Annotated in this window: 15 protein-coding genes; 3 read left to right on the forward strand and 12 right to left on the reverse strand. The window is 57.1% G+C overall.

Annotated features, from left to right (window positions below):
* Nucleotides 1–17: 17 nt before the first annotated feature.
* Nucleotides 18–1,430 carry a replicative DNA helicase gene (dnaB, locus tag DVA43_RS16275; protein ID WP_103177851.1) on the reverse strand — a complete coding sequence of 471 codons (1,413 nt, stop codon included), beginning with the start codon at nucleotides 1,428–1,430 and terminating at the stop codon, nucleotides 18–20.
* An 85-nt stretch (nucleotides 1,431–1,515) separates the two neighbouring features.
* Here dnaB and DVA43_RS16280 point away from each other — a divergent pair, with 85 nt between their 5' ends.
* Nucleotides 1,516–2,499: a quinone oxidoreductase gene (locus DVA43_RS16280; protein ID WP_114316153.1), complete on the forward strand. Its 984-nt coding sequence runs from the start codon at nucleotides 1,516–1,518 to the stop codon at nucleotides 2,497–2,499.
* Between the two features lie 188 nt (nucleotides 2,500–2,687).
* Here DVA43_RS16280 and pspG read toward each other — a convergent pair whose 3' ends face one another.
* The 4 genes from pspG to DVA43_RS16300 form a co-directional block, all read right to left on the reverse strand.
* Nucleotides 2,688–2,930 (reverse strand): envelope stress response protein PspG, encoded by a 243-nt coding sequence (gene pspG / locus DVA43_RS16285; protein WP_039031939.1) that lies wholly within the window; start codon nucleotides 2,928–2,930, stop codon nucleotides 2,688–2,690.
* A gap of 141 nt (nucleotides 2,931–3,071) precedes the next feature.
* Complete coding sequence (gene dusA, locus DVA43_RS16290; RefSeq protein WP_114316154.1) at nucleotides 3,072–4,067, reverse strand: tRNA dihydrouridine(20/20a) synthase DusA; 996 nt, start codon at nucleotides 4,065–4,067, stop codon at nucleotides 3,072–3,074.
* Between the two features lie 80 nt (nucleotides 4,068–4,147).
* On the reverse strand, nucleotides 4,148–5,458 hold the full coding sequence (locus DVA43_RS16295) for a conjugal transfer protein TraF (protein WP_114316155.1): 1,311 nt from the start codon (nucleotides 5,456–5,458) through the stop codon (nucleotides 4,148–4,150).
* 164 nt (nucleotides 5,459–5,622) lie between these two features.
* Entirely contained in the window at nucleotides 5,623–6,111 is a 489-nt protein-coding gene (locus tag DVA43_RS16300) for a cupin domain-containing protein (protein ID WP_114316156.1), read from the reverse strand.
* Nucleotides 6,112–6,222: 111 nt separating this feature from the next.
* On the opposite strand from DVA43_RS16300, the gene zur reads away from it, so the two are divergent.
* Nucleotides 6,223–6,738: a zinc uptake transcriptional repressor Zur gene (gene zur / locus DVA43_RS16305; RefSeq protein ID WP_114316157.1), complete on the forward strand. Its 516-nt coding sequence runs from the start codon at nucleotides 6,223–6,225 to the stop codon at nucleotides 6,736–6,738.
* 68 nt (nucleotides 6,739–6,806) lie between these two features.
* On the opposite strand, the gene DVA43_RS16310 is transcribed toward zur, so the two are convergent.
* From DVA43_RS16310 to DVA43_RS16325, 4 genes are all read right to left on the reverse strand, one after another.
* Nucleotides 6,807–7,016 carry a CsbD family protein gene (locus tag DVA43_RS16310; RefSeq protein WP_103177846.1) on the reverse strand — a complete coding sequence of 70 codons (210 nt, stop codon included), beginning with the start codon at nucleotides 7,014–7,016 and terminating at the stop codon, nucleotides 6,807–6,809.
* Between the two features lie 141 nt (nucleotides 7,017–7,157).
* The gene (gene dinF / locus DVA43_RS16315; RefSeq protein WP_103825394.1) at nucleotides 7,158–8,477 is read right to left on the reverse strand and encodes an MATE family efflux transporter DinF; all 1,320 of its coding nucleotides are present in this window, start codon (nucleotides 8,475–8,477) and stop codon (nucleotides 7,158–7,160) included.
* Nucleotides 8,478–8,540: 63 nt separating this feature from the next.
* Entirely contained in the window at nucleotides 8,541–9,149 is a 609-nt protein-coding gene (gene lexA, locus DVA43_RS16320; protein WP_103825393.1) for a transcriptional repressor LexA, read from the reverse strand.
* A gap of 109 nt (nucleotides 9,150–9,258) precedes the next feature.
* Nucleotides 9,259–9,627, reverse strand: a complete 369-nt coding sequence (locus DVA43_RS16325) for a diacylglycerol kinase (protein WP_103177843.1) — start codon at nucleotides 9,625–9,627, stop codon at nucleotides 9,259–9,261.
* 155 nt (nucleotides 9,628–9,782) lie between these two features.
* Here DVA43_RS16325 and plsB point away from each other — a divergent pair, with 155 nt between their 5' ends.
* A complete protein-coding gene (plsB, locus tag DVA43_RS16330) occupies nucleotides 9,783–12,203 on the forward strand; it encodes a glycerol-3-phosphate 1-O-acyltransferase PlsB (protein ID WP_103177842.1) in 2,421 nt (806 codons plus the stop codon).
* Nucleotides 12,204–12,290: 87 nt separating this feature from the next.
* Here the strand turns inward: plsB and ubiA are convergent, their stop codons facing one another.
* From ubiA to malM, 3 genes are all read right to left on the reverse strand, one after another.
* Nucleotides 12,291–13,160, reverse strand: coding sequence for a 4-hydroxybenzoate octaprenyltransferase (gene ubiA, locus DVA43_RS16335; protein WP_114316158.1), 870 nt, complete (start codon nucleotides 13,158–13,160; stop codon nucleotides 12,291–12,293).
* Between the two features lie 12 nt (nucleotides 13,161–13,172).
* Nucleotides 13,173–13,670: a chorismate lyase gene (ubiC, locus tag DVA43_RS16340; RefSeq protein WP_114316159.1), complete on the reverse strand. Its 498-nt coding sequence runs from the start codon at nucleotides 13,668–13,670 to the stop codon at nucleotides 13,173–13,175.
* A gap of 181 nt (nucleotides 13,671–13,851) precedes the next feature.
* The gene (gene malM / locus DVA43_RS16345; RefSeq protein WP_103825388.1) at nucleotides 13,852–14,814 is read right to left on the reverse strand and encodes a maltose operon protein MalM; all 963 of its coding nucleotides are present in this window, start codon (nucleotides 14,812–14,814) and stop codon (nucleotides 13,852–13,854) included.
* Nucleotides 14,815–14,891: the final 77 nt, after the last annotated feature.

Below are 14,891 nucleotides of genomic sequence, written 5' to 3' on the forward strand. Positions count from 1 at the left end.
AAAAGAAGGTCGGAGAGTTATTCGTCATCGTATTGCGGGCCAGCATAGTTGTCGAAACGCGACCACTGGCCGTTAAAGGTAAGCCGCACCGTACCGATGGGGCCGTTACGTTGCTTACCGATAATAATTTCCGCGATCCCTTTCAGGTCGCTGTTCTCGTGATAAACCTCGTCACGATAGATGAACATGATTAAGTCGGCATCCTGCTCGATAGAGCCGGATTCACGCAGGTCGGAGTTAACCGGACGTTTGTCGGCACGCTGCTCCAGGGAGCGGTTAAGCTGCGACAGCGCAACCACTGGCACCTGCAACTCTTTCGCCAGCGCTTTCAGCGAGCGGGAGATTTCGGCGATCTCAAGCGTTCGGTTATCAGAGAGCGACGGGACGCGCATCAGCTGGAGGTAGTCGATCATGATCAGACCAATGCCGCCGTGCTCGCGGGCGATACGGCGCGCGCGGGAGCGCACTTCCGTTGGCGTCAGACCGGAAGAGTCATCAATATAGATATTACGTTTTTCCAGCAGGATGCCCATGGTGCCGGAGATCCGCGCCCAGTCCTCATCGTCCAACTGCCCGGTACGAATACGGGTCTGGTCCACGCGGGACAGCGAGGCCAGAGAACGCATCATGATCTGCTCGGAGGGCATCTCCAGACTGAAGATTAAAACTGGTTTATCCTGCAACATCGCCGCGTTTTCGACGAGGTTCATCGCAAATGTCGTCTTACCCATCGACGGACGGGCGGCGACGATAATCAGATCCGACGGCTGCAAACCGGCGGTCTTTTTATTCAGATCGTCATAGCCCGTGTTAACGCCCGTCACCCCATCGTGCGGCTGCTGGAACAGCTGCTCAATACGCGAGACGGTGGCGTCCAGCACGTCGGCGATGTTCTTCGGCCCTTCATCTTTATTGGCCCGACTTTCGGCGATTTTAAATACCCGGGATTCGGCCAGGTCGAGCAGTTCATCGCTGTTACGCCCCTGCGGATCGAAACCGGCTTCGGCGATTTCATTGGCAACGGAAATCATGTCGCGTACCACCGCACGTTCACGCACGATGTCAGCATAGGCGCTGATGTTCGCCGCACTTGGGGTGTTTTTCGACAGTTCAGCCAGATAAGCGAAGCCGCCTACCGACTCCAGCTGCCCCTGACGCTCCAGCGATTCCGCGAGCGTGATCAGGTCGATAGGGCTGCCGGACTCCTGCAACCGCGCCATTTCGGTAAAGATATGGCGGTGCGGTCGGGTGTAGAAATCGTCAGTGACCACGCGTTCGGCGACGTCGTCCCAGCGTTCGTTATCCAGCATTAAACCGCCCAACACCGACTGTTCCGCTTCGATCGAGTGAGGCGGAACCTTTAATCCGGCTAACTGGGGATCGCGTTCCCGGGGTTCAGTCTGTTTGTTGAAGGGTTTGTTTCCTGCCATAGTGAAGGGAGCCGAGATAGAAGTAGGGTCGATATTTTACCATGTTTTATGACATATACCCCACCCTAATGTCATTGGAGGATAAATGGCAACGCGTATTGAATTTAATAAACACGGCGGCCCGGACGTTCTCAGGGCGGTAGAGTTCACTCCCACCGCGCCTGGGGAGAACGAAGTCCAGGTCGAAAACAAAGCCATTGGTATTAACTACATCGACACCTACATCCGCAGCGGGCTCTATCCGCCCCCTGCTCTGCCGAGCGGTCTGGGTACCGAGGCGGCGGGCGTGGTGGTGAAAGTCGGTAGTGCGGTAAAACATATTAAAGAGGGCGATCGCGTGGTGTATGCGCAATCGGCTCTCGGGGCCTACAGCTCGGTCCACAACGTCCCGGCAGATAAAGCAGCGATTCTGCCCGGCGCCATCTCCTATGAGCAGGCAGCCGCCTCCTTCCTGAAGGGGCTGACGGTCTTCTACCTGTTGCGCAAAACCTACGAAATCAAACCTGACGAACAGTTTCTGTTTCACGCTGCCGCCGGCGGTGTGGGCCTGATCGCCTGCCAGTGGGCAAAAGCGCTGGGGGCTAAACTCATCGGCACGGTGGGTAATGCGCAAAAGGCGCAGCGCGCGCTGCAGGCGGGCGCCTGGCAGGTGATTAACTACCGTGAAGAGAGCATTGTTGAGCGGGTGAAAGAGATCACCGGCGGCAAGAAGGTGCGTGTGGTGTATGACTCGGTGGGGAAAGATACCTGGGAAGCCTCGCTGGACTGCCTGCAACGTCGCGGTTTGATGGTTAGCTTCGGCAATGCTTCCGGCCCGGTGACCGGCGTTAACCTCGGCATTCTTAACCAGAAAGGGTCGCTGTTTGCCACCCGTCCTTCGCTGCAGGGCTATATCACCAACCATGACGAACTGGTCGAGGCCAGCAACGAGCTGTTCTCGTTGATTGCCAGCGGCGTGATTAAGGTGGATGTGGCCGAGGCGCAGAAGTATCCGCTGAGTGATGCGCAACGCGCGCATGAAGTGCTGGAGAGTCGGGCGACGCAGGGGTCGAGTTTGCTTATCCCTTGATAAAAAATTGGGCTTCCCGTGGGAAGCCCTTTTCTTTCTTTGCTTTTTTTTAGTTCGGCTGTATGTAGGGTACAGCGCGATGAATTCTTTAACGGCGGTCATAGTGACAGATTCGATAACTAAATCCTATTCTGTTCTAAGTGATGATGCCGTAAAAGTTGCAAGGATGTGACGAACCGCTCAATACCTTAGTAACGAAAACGGTTATTGCGCTGATAGCGTGGGAGTTTTGGCGATTTAATCGCCCGAATTGCCCACACCACCGCCACGGCTAACAGCAACCACGGCAACAGTTTCAACATCAGGGCAAACAGTCCCCCGATAAACATCACGACTGTCGCAACCACCAGTGCGGCGATGATCCCCAGCAACGAGACGCCGGTTGCCAACAGCATGACAAAAAATCCAATCACAAAAAGTAGTTCCAGCATGGCTCTCTCCCAAATGCATCACAACGATACGCTGATGTGATATTTACAAGATCCGTGCCAAAAATAACCTATTGATATTGAAACAAAACGCCCGGCAATGCGGTGCCGGGCGTGGTGAATTTGACGAAGTTTTGGTGAAAATTATCGTTTGTCTGCCACCAGACGCAGCGCCTGCTCCAGCACCTCGATATCGGCACCCGCTTTATGGGCGTTTTCACTCAGGTAACGACGCCACTGCCGCGCCCCCGGGATACCCTGGAACAGCCCCAGCATATGACGGGTGATATGGCCCAGATAGGTGCCGTTGCTCAGCTCGCGCTCAATGTAAGGGTACATCGCCCGCACCACCGCCACCGGGTCACGATCGGCAACGTCCACACCAAAGATTTTGCGATCTACCGCCGCCAGCACGCCCGGGTTCTGGTACGCCTCACGGCCCACCATAACGCCGTCCATATGCTGCAGATGCCCTTTCGCCTCTTCAAGGGACTTAATGCCGCCGTTAATGGACATGGTCAGCTGCGGGAAATCGCGCTTCAGTTGATACACGCGCGGGTAATCCAGCGGCGGGATCTCACGGTTCTCTTTCGGGCTCAGGCCTGAGAGCCAGGCTTTGCGGGCATGGATGATAAACATCTCGCACTCGCCCTTGCCAGCCACCGTACCGATGAAATCACAGAGAAATTCGTAGCTGTCCTGATCGTCGATGCCGATGCGGGTTTTTACCGTCACCGGAATGGATACCACGTCGCGCATCGCTTTCACGCAGTCGGCCACCAGCTGCGCATTACCCATCAGGCAGGCGCCGAACATGCCGTTCTGCACGCGATCGGAAGGACAGCCAACGTTGAGGTTAATCTCGTCGTAGCCACGCGCCTCAGCCAGCTTAGCGCAGTGCGCCAGCGCCGCCGGATCGCTGCCGCCCAGCTGCAACGCCACCGGATGCTCCTCTTCGCTGTAGGCGAGATAGTCACCCTTGCCGTGAATGATCGCCCCGGTGGTCACCATCTCGGTATAGAGCAGAGTGTGGCGCGACAGCAGACGCAGGAAGTAGCGGCAATGTCTGTCTGTCCAGTCGAGCATCGGCGCGATGGAAAAACGGTGGGCAGGATAGCGGGACGAGTTTTCTGACGACATGGCGAAGTTTTAAGCATCTGGTGAAAATGGGGCGCTACTATAGCACATATTCGCCGGAGGCCGAGCGCCTCCGGATGCCTTCAGAAGGTCAGGCTCAACTGGGCCCCGGCTCCCCAGGTTTCATCTTCCCCGTAAATACCGGTCAAATCGATATGCACGGTATTAAACGGCGCAAAGCCTAACCCGCCCGTGAAGACGTTGCTGTCGTTGCCCCTCACGTCACCGCGAAAGCCTGCGCGCACCGCCAGCCAGCTCAGCGGGGTCACTTCTGCCCCCACGCCGACATACTGCGCGTCTTCTTCGCTCTTAAAGCCGCGGGTTTCGGTCAGATCGCCATCGGCGCTGAGGGTAAGCAGGCCGGTATGCCAGGCGACACCCGCCGTGACCAGCGGGCGGATCTGGTATGTGTCCTGATAGCTCACCACCTGCCCGGTACGCCCGTTGAGAATGCGGATGTCGTTGGTATCAATATCACGTGATAAGAGGTTCTGCCCGCTCAGGCCCACCGTCCAGTTCTCACCAAAGTCCACCGCGACGCCGACATCAACGTTAAAACTGGTATCGTCGTTACGGTAGCGGCTGCTGTTAAAGTCGCCGCTGTCATAGGTATAAATGGAAGTGGTGTAGTTATAGAGCCAGGTTTGCTGCAGTTTCGGCATGACGCCCACCGAAACCGGCAGGTCGCTTACCGTAAACTGACGGGCAATCGCCACGCCATAGTCGGAGACGATGGCCCCTCTGCCCATGGCAACAGAGTTAAGATTGCGGGTAATCACGTCGCTGCCGTTGCGCGCCGCGCTCAGCGCCATCTGGTTGGTCATTCCCGGGCTACCCTGCAATCGGCGTAAAAAACCGATGTCCTGAGGATCGATTTCTGAGCTAACGCGGGCATGAGCATTAGCTTTGGCGACAAACGCCAGCGACAGGCCGGAACCCGGGATGCTCACGGCTATCCCACCGCCGGCGTTGGCATGCGCCGTTTTGCCATCAAGAAATTCCAGCTGATCGGCAAGGTTGCCGGCGGCTCTCTGCAGCTCACTGAGCGTGCCTTGCGGATCGGCGGCGATCTGCGCCACGGTCAGATCGTCGATCATCTGCCGATCGTCGGTGATCTCATCGCTGATTTCATCGATCTTATCCTGCAAATTGTCTTTATCGCTAATTTGCGCTCCCACGGAGGGGAAAATGATGGCGACGTCATCCTCCTCTTTTGATTTTGCCAACAGCGCCGGGTTAATGAATACCCCGCTGCCATAATGGGCCGATGCAACGCCTGTTCCGCCCATTGCATCGCCGCGTGCTTCCGTCCAGGTAGTTGCGGCTCCAGCCTGATGAGACAAAAGAATACCGGTGGCAATTCCAGCCACAGAAAGTTTGAGTTTTATTTTCACAGGACACCTGACTTATTTTGGGTAAATTAACCCCGGCGGCTATACGCCGCGCAGGGAAATACGTCCTCTGTGAAAAAAGTATTAGAAGCTAAATATGTCTTAAACTTTAGTATTAGATAAGATATTGATTTCCTTATGTCTTTAAATAGGTATAGAACAAGAATTTATTTTCGCCCGGGTTTTCCATCATGCGGACCAAAAAATTGTGGCGGGTGATCGATCCAGCGATCTTCGCGGGTGGCGGCATATACTGCATTTAGCGGATAATAAATTCGGTTATATTTTTTATTGGCTTCGCCCACCACTAATAACCGCACTTCTTCAGTGGTGTTATTAATAAAGGTGTGGCAGACACCCGTCCCGGCCGGAAATCCTACGCTGTCTCCCGGCTCCAGCTTCCATAAATACCCGTTGATCCAGGCTTCGGGATAACCCTCCAGCACATAGATAAACTCCTCTTCATCGCTTTCGGCATGTGGATAAGAGGTACGACGCCCTGGCGGCAGGCGTTCATGGTGAATACCGAGGCGGCCTAAGCCAAGCGCTCGAGCCAGGGGCGCGCCAATGGAGAAACGCTCTGTGCTGTCGGGATAGGTTGAGTTATCGGCCCCTTCTACCTCACGCCAGTGTCGAATATAGTCCGGTCTTTTCATCTTTTAGTCCCCGTGGTTTTTCGTCAGGGTAGCACACCTGCTGGATCTCGGCGTTTAGGCCAGAACATGGTAAACTGGCGGTTTGTTATTCCATGTTATTCGAGGTGCAAAATGGAAACGTCCACAATGCAGGCACTGTTAGCGCAAGCCGAAAAGCTGTGCGCGCAACGCAATGTGCGCCTGACTCCGCAGCGCCTTGAAGTGTTGCGCCTGCTGAGCCTGCAAAATGGGGCCATCAGCGCTTACGACCTGCTCGATCTGCTGCGCGAAAGCGAGCCGCAGGCAAAGCCCCCTACCGTATACCGGGCGCTCGATTTTCTGCTTGAGCAGGGTTTTGTGCATAAAGTGGAATCGACCAACAGCTATGTGCTGTGCCACCTGTTCGATCAGCCTACCCACACCTCAGCGATGTTTATCTGCGATCGCTGCGGCAGCGTGAAGGAAGAAGGCGCGGAAGGGGTGGAAGACATCATGCATACTCTGGCGGCGAAAATGGGATTTGCCCTGCGTCACAATGTGATTGAAGCGCACGGCCTGTGCCGCAACTGCGTGGAAGTTGAGGCCTGCCGCCATCAGGAAAATTGCCAGCATGACCACTCTATCCAGCTGAAAAAGAAGCCGCGCTGAGCACAAAAAAAGGGGCGACCTGAGGGTCGCCCTGAGCGTACATCCGTGTACCTGCGGGTAGCGCTGAGTTACCAGCGATAGTTGTTACGGGTTTCCCAGTCACCAACTTCTTTCTCCGCCTGGTCTTTCTCATAACCATAGCGTTCCTGAATTTTCCCCACCAGCTGGTCACGTTTACCTTCGATAACGGTCATGTCATCGTCAGTCAGGTCGCCCCACTGTTCTTTTACTTTACCTTTGATCTGTTTCCAGTTACCGCCGACTTGGTCTTTATTCATCATCGATTCCTCTTCGCTCGGTCGTTAAGGATAAGTTCGTCCTGAAATACATTTCGTGCTGGACGTGATAATAATTATAGATAAGCGTGCGGCGTTGGGTTTGTTATTCGGAATCTTTTACCATTCAGTAAGGTGAAGCCGTTATTGAAACCAGGTACCGTTGCGCCAGTGCCGGTGCCAGATCCAGCCCAGAGAGAGCCCCCGCAGGGCCAGGAACACGCTCAGGGCCAGCCACAGGCCATGATTCCCCAGCCAGGGCAAGGTGAACAGCGTCAGACCAAACCCGGCGGCCGCGACGGCCATACTGTTGCGCATCTCTGCGCCACGGGTTGCGCCGATAAACATGCCGTCGAGCAAATAGCACCAGACCCCCACCACCGGCAAAATCACCTGCCAGACAAGATAATGGCTCGCCAGCGCGCGCAGCTCTGGCAGCGAAGTCAGCAGCGCCACGATCGGGTTGCCTGCCAGGGCATAGACAAGCGCGAAGGCCAGCGCCACCATGCCAGACTGACGGCAGGCTGCCCGCCATACTTCACGCAGCTGGCCGCTTTCCCGGGCGCCATAGGCCTGCCCGGAGTGCGCCTCAACCGCATAGGCAAAACCATCCAGCGCGTAGGCAGTAAAGGTGAGTAGCGTCATCAGCACGGCGTTAACGGCGATAATCTCCGGCCCCAAACGCGCGCCCAGCACCGTCAGCGCGCCGAAACAGAGTTGCAGCAGCAGCGAGCGCAGCATAATGTCCCGGTTCAGGGCCAGCAGCTTGCGGATATTGCCCCGCCAGCTCGCTTTCAGCAGCGCCAGGGAAATGCCGCGCAGAGCCAGCACCCGCCAGACCATCCACAAGCCGAGCAACAGGGTGGCGTATTCGGCGACAGCGGTCGCGAGAGCGGCCCCCTGCACGTTCATTTTCAGCCCGATCACCAGCCATAGATCCAGCACGATATTGAGCAAGTTACCCACCACCAGCAGGATCACCGGTGCCCGGGCATACTGCACCCCCAGCAGCCAGCCGAGCAGCACCAGGTTAGCCAGCGATGCCGGGGCGCTGAGCCAGCGGATCTCGAGGAAGCGCCGCGCCTGATGCAGCACATCCTCGCTGCCGCCCACGATATGCAGCGCCAGATCGATAAGCGGTGTGCGCAGCAGCACAATCAGTAACCCGGCGCCGAGCGCGAGGATCAACGGCTGCACCAGCGCCCGGGCCAGACGCAGCGGATCTTTTGCGCCATAGGCTTGGGCGGTGAGCCCGGTGGTGCTCATGCGTAAAAAGAGCAGCAGCATAAACAGGAAGCTGGTTGCCGTGGCGCCGATGGCGACACCGCCCAGATAGACCGGAGAGTCGAGATGGCCGATAACGGCGGTATCCACCAGCCCCAGCAGCGGGACGCTGATATTGGAGACGATCATCGGGAGGGCAAGACGCCACAACGCCTTGTCTGAAGCAGTCAGCAGAGACATGTGTATGACCGGGAGAAAAAAGAAAAGCAGACTGCGGCGTTGCCGCAGTCTGTCAGAAAGAGGTTATAACCATTCACCGTTGCGGATGACGCCTACCGCCAGCCCTTCGATGGAAAAGTTATGTTCACGCAGATCGACAACAATCGGGGAAAACTCGCTGTTTTCCGGCAGCAGCTGTACCGTGTTGCCCTGTTTTTTCAGACGTTTAACGGTCACTTCATCATCTATGCGCGCCACAACGACCTGGCCGTTGCGCACATCCTGCGTTTTATGTACCGCCAGCAGATCGCCGTCGAGAATGCCGATATCCTTCATGGACATCCCGCTGACGCGCAGCAAGAAGTCCGCGCTCGGTTTGAACATGCCCGGATCGACCTGATAGTGGCCTTCAATATGCTGTTGCGCCAGCAGCGGTTCCCCGGCGGCGACACGACCGACAAGCGGAAGGCCCTCTTCTGCTTCAACCAGCAGACGAATACCACGAGACGCGCCGGAGACAATCTCAAGCACACCCTTACGCGCCAGGGCTTTCAGGTGCTCTTCAGCGGCGTTTGGAGAACGGAAGCCCAGACGCTGCGCGATTTCTGCACGCGTCGGCGGCATACCCGTCTGGCCGATATGATCCCGAATGAGATCAAACACCTCTTGCTGCCTGGTCGTTAACGCTTTCATTCCGCCCCCTGGGTGTATATACAGTTATGCTGTGAGTATATACAGCTAAAGGCGATTTTGGAACCACAAACCGCATAAAAAACCAGAGACTTGTTCGGTTTCTGAAGGCTTATCGCAAATGTCCCCAAAGCAGCGTGACCCAGGTAAACAGGGCAACGATAATCGCCATCAGCACAGCGGCAGAGCCCATATCTTTCGCCCGGCCCGAAAGCTCATGGAAGTCGCTGCCAATGCGGTCGACCACCGCCTCGATCGCACTGTTCAGAATTTCGACTATCATCACCAACATTACCGATCCAATCAGGAGTACACGGGTGATGGGATCAACATCCAGCCAGCAGGCAATAATAATCGCCGCGATGACTGCTACCCCCTCCTGGCGAAAAGCGGCTTCATTGATCCAGGCAGCACGAATGCCTTTCCAGGAATAGCCGGCAGCTTTAATGATTCGGGTTAACCCAGTGGTATTGTTGGCCATTAAAAGAAACCTTTCTTCGAAAATAGCGTCAGAAACGGTGGCTTAAGCGCGCTGCGCTGCCGCCGGAAGTATGACGGGTAACAACAGAAATTTTGCGCGCTTTCTGTTATCCTTGCGCCGCAATTGCATTTTTAACCAGAGGCTTTACATCGTTTATGTCTGGCTGGCCACGAATTTACTACAAATTACTTAATTTACCATTAAGCGTCCTGGTAAAAAGCAAGTCTATTCCGGCGGTTCCCACGCTGGAATTGGGACTCGATACCTCGCGTCCTATTATGTACGTTTTGCCTTACAACTCGAAGGCCGACTTGCTGACGCTGCGCGCCCAGTGCCTGGCGCACGATCTCCCGGATCCGCTGGAGCCGCTGGAGATCGACGGCACCCAACTGCCACGCTACATCTTTATCCACGGCGGACCTCGCGTATTCACCTGGTACACGCCGAAAGAAGAGTCCATTAAGCTGTTCCATGATTACCTCGACCTGCACCGCAGCAATCCGCTGCTGGATGTGCAGATGGTGCCGGTATCGGTGATGTTTGGCCGTCGTCCGGGGCGTGATAAAGGCGAAGAGAATCCGCCGTTGCGCATGCTCAACGGGGTGCAGAAGTTTTTCGCCGTCAACTGGCTGGGCCGCGACAGCTTTGTCCGTTTTTCACCTTCCGTCTCCCTGCGCCGCATGGCCGATGAGCACGGCACGGATAAAACCATCGCCCAGAAGCTGGCCCGCGTGGCGCGTATGCACTTTGCCCGCCAGCGTCTTGCCGCGGTAGGCCCGCGCCTGCCTGCTCGCCAGGATCTGTTCAATAAGTTGCTGGCGTCGAAAGCCATTGCCCGTGCCGTTGAAGACGAAGCGCGCAGCAAAAAGATCTCTCATGAGAAGGCGCAGCAAAACGCCATCGCCCTGATGGAAGAGATTGCCGCCAACTTCTCCTACGAGATGATCCGCCTCAGCGACCGTATCCTGAGCTTTACCTGGAACCGTCTCTATCAGGGGATTAACGTGCACAACGCCGAGCGTGTGCGCCAGCTGGCCCATGACGGCCATGAAATTGTCTACGTGCCCTGCCACCGTAGCCACATGGACTACCTGCTGCTCTCGTACGTGCTCTATCACCAGGGGCTGGTGCCACCGCACATCGCGGCGGGTATCAACCTCAACTTCTGGCCGGCAGGCCCGATCTTCCGCCGTCTGGGTGCGTTCTTTATTCGCCGTACCTTTAAAGGCAACAAGCTCTACTCCACCGTCTTCCGTGAATACCTCGGCGAGCTGTTCAGCCGCGGCTATTCCGTCGAGTACTTTGTGGAGGGCGGCCGTTCCCGTACCGGGCGTTTGCTCGATCCGAAGACCGGCACCCTGTCGATGACCATCCAGGCGATGCTGCGCGGCGGTACGCGTCCTATCACGCTGGTGCCGATCTACATCGGTTACGAGCACGTGATGGAAGTGGGCACCTACGCCAAAGAGCTGCGCGGCGCCACCAAAGAGAAAGAGAGCCTGCTGCAGATGCTGCGTGGTCTGAGCAAGCTGCGTAACCTCGGTCAGGGGTATGTTAACTTCGGCGAGCCGATGCCGCTGATGACCTACCTCAACCACCGTGTACCGGAGTGGCGTGAGTCCATCGATCCGATCGAAGCGGTGCGTCCGGCCTGGCTGACGCCGACGGTGAACGCCATTGCTGCCGATCTGATGGTGCGCATTAACAACGCCGGGGCGGCGAACGCCATGAACCTGTGCTGTACCGCCCTGCTTGCTTCGCGCCAGCGCTCGCTCACCCGCGAGCAGTTGACCGAGCAGATCGACTGCTACCTGAACCTGATGCGCAACGTGCCCTACGCCGCCGATGCCACGGTGCCGACGGCCAGTGCCAGCGAGCTCATCGATCACGCATTGCAGATGAACAAGTTCGAGGTCGAGAAAGACACGATCGGCGATATCATCATTCTGCCGCGCGAGCAGGCGGTGCTGATGACCTACTACCGCAATAACATCGCGCATATGCTGATGCTGCCGTCACTGATGGCCGCCATCGTGACCCAGCATCGCCAGATCAGCCGTCAGGCGCTGCTGGAGCATGTCACCGCTCTCTACCCGATGCTGAAAGCCGAGTTGTTCCTGCGCTGGAACAGCGATGAGCTGGCAGAGGTGCTGGATAAGCACACTGAAGAGCTGGTCCGCCAGGGGCTGATGACGCAGAAAGAGGACGTTCTGGTGATCAACCCGTCCCGCTCACGCACACTACAGCTGCTGGCGGCGGGTGCGCGCGAGACTGTGCAGCGCTACGCCATCACCTTCTGGCTGCTGAGCGCCAACCCGTCGATCAACCGCGGTACGCTGGAGAAAGAGAGCCGTACCCTGGCTCAGCGTCTGTCAATGCTGCACGGCATCAACGCGCCGGAGTTCTTCGACAAAGCGGTCTTCAGTTCGCTGGTGTTGACGCTGCGTGATGAGGGTTATATCAGTGACAGCGGTGATGCCGAGCCGGAAGAGACGATGAAGGTTTACCAGATGCTGGCAGAGCTGATCACCTCTGACGTGCGCTTAACGATTGAGAGCGCGACGCAGGGCGAATAAAAAACGCCCGGTGGCGCTAACGCTTACCGGGCCTACAGGGTTTGCCAGATCGTAGGCCGGGTAAGGCGAAGCCGCCACCCGGCTTTTTTATGCCCAGTAACTCACCGCCAGGCCGAGGAACAATACCAGCCCGACATAGTTGTTATTAAGAAACGCTTTAAAACAGGCCTCGCGCTCACGGTTGGCAATGAGCTTTTGCTGGTAGATAAAGAGCACGCCCGCCGCCGCGACCGCCGCGTAAAATGCGCCGTTCAATTGATTCAGGTAACCAATTGCCACCATCAGCACCAGCACCGCGACCTGCAAAATCCCGATGATCAGCTTGTCCTGACGACCAAACAGAATGGCCGTCGATTTAACGCCAATCTTCAGATCATCGTCGCGGTCAACCATCGCGTACTGGGTATCGTAGGCCACCGCCCAGAGGATATTGGCCAGGAACATCAGCCAGCAGCTCAGCGGCACGCTTTCGCTGACGGCGGCAAAGGCCATGGGGATCGACCAGCCAAAGGCGGCGCCCAGCACCACCTGGGGCAGATGGGTGTAGCGCTTCATAAACGGGTAGACCCAGGCCAGGGCCAGTGCTGCCACGGAGAGCAGGATGGTCATGGTGTTGAGGGTCAGCACCAGCAGGAACGAGAGCAGGATCAGCACCACAAACAGCGTCCGCGCCTCTTTCTCCGTGACATCGCCGCTCGGCAGCGGACGATTCGCGGTGCGTTTCACGTGGCCGTCAAATTTGCGATCGGCATAATCGTTAACCACACAGCCCGCGGCTCGCATCAGCCAGACACCTGCCACAAATACCGCCAGGATCCACAGCGGCGGCAGCCCGGGGGTAGCAACCCACAGCGCCCACAGGGTCGGCCACAGCAACAGCAGCGCACCGATCGGCTTATCCGTTCGCATTAGCCGGTGGTACGCCAGCAGCTTGTTCTGCGTCAGACTCCTCTCCATTTTCTCTTCCTCTTAGTACAACGGTGACGCCGGTAAAAACAGCTCGGTCAGCAGTAAGGGTTTGCCGCTCAAGCGCAAGCGGGAACGGCGTCCCCATAATCCGGCATCGCGTCCAATTTCAATAAAATCACGGGTCAGCTCGGAGGAGGTGAACAGATAGCGTCCCAGCGGGGTTTTGCCCATCTGCTGCAGCGCCATCTCCGGCCCGGTGAGGGTGGATTCTGGCACCACCGTGCGCCCGGCCAGCCACGGCTCGCCGTCGGCGCAGAGCAGGATCTCCCGCAGCCAGTAGCGCGCCTCTTTCGGCAGCAGCGGCAGTTCATCCGCTATTGCGTCAGGCGTGACAAACCCCTCCTGAATGAGGGTGACGGTGACCTTTTTGCCCTGCTGCTCAAAACGTTTAGTCATGGAATCTTCCAGCAGCAGCCAGTCGAGCTGCTCCGGTTCCAGGGCAGGGATTTCGTCAAAATAGCGCAGCGCACGCAGTTGCGTTAGCGCGGGGTGTGACATGCCAGACTCTCCGATACATAACGTAAAGCTATTGTATCGCAGAAACGCGCAATGCGGGCGGGCAAACGTGAGTTAGCGAACATTATCGCAACAGAGATGCAACAGCGGTGTAAATCACAAAAAAAGTGCGCCCGTAGGGGCGCACCAAACTACTGACAAAATCAGCATTGTGGGGAGACGGTCACCCCTTGCCTTTTACACTGCTGATAAAGGTGGAACGGGCAGTGGTCGAGCCTAAACGCTCTGCTTCATCCAGCAGTTTCAGCGCTTTGTCGACGTCACCTTTAGCGACTGCCTGCTTAATGGCCTGATTAAAGTAGGCTTCGGTATCGGTCAGTACCGGCTCGCTCTTCTTCGCCGGGGCCGGGGCAACGGCTGGCGCAGCAGCCGGAGCCGCAGCAGGTGCAACCGCTGGCGCAGCATAGACCGGTGCCGCGGTATTGCCTACGGTGACCGGGCCAGGGCCGGAGGAGCCAAACAGCGGGCCGACCAGCACGCTGGAGGTGCTGTTGGTGGAGACTTTCAGCTTCAGCTGGCCATCCGTCACGTGACGGGCAATCGGGTCCGGAATATCCGGTACGGCGTTACCGGTGCCTTTGGCATAGGCTTTCGCCGGATCAATCAGTTTGGTGGTTTGCTGCAGATCTTTGTCGGTGGTAAAGACCAGGACGTACAGTTTCTGCTGACCCAGGGCTGGCGTCAGGCGCATGACCCCTTCCAGACGATCGGCGCTCATCACGCCCGGTTCCTGGTAGGTGAAGTATTCGCTTGGGAAGTAGGCAGATGGCGTCAGGTTCTGATCCAGAATCAGCACGTTCGGTGCAAATACGCTGGTCTGTTTATCTACCACGCTTGTCAGCGTCAGGGTGATTTCGCCGATATTAGCCGGCACACTGTACGCCGCCACCGGGCCGGCGATCCCCGCCACGTTTAAGGTCTGGCCGCCGGCAGAAAGCTGGGTGGTCTGGGTTTTGGACTGATCGACAGGCGTCCAGACCAGCTGTTGCAGCGCGGCTGCCGGAACCGCAGGCGCAGCGCTGGTGTTTTGTGGAACGAAATTGACGTTCGCAAGCGTGATGGCTGGAGCTCCTGCCAGCAGACCTGCGGAGAGGCACAGCGCGACGAGACTTTTTTTCATTTTCATTATGTTTACCTCAGATTGCGTTAGCACTGCGGTGGCCAGGCAATAGCGCGCAGCACCCTATGAAGAGAGGGGCTTGC

The organism is Leclercia sp. W6, from assembly GCF_003336345.1.
Classification (GTDB): Bacteria; Pseudomonadota; Gammaproteobacteria; order Enterobacterales; family Enterobacteriaceae; genus Enterobacter.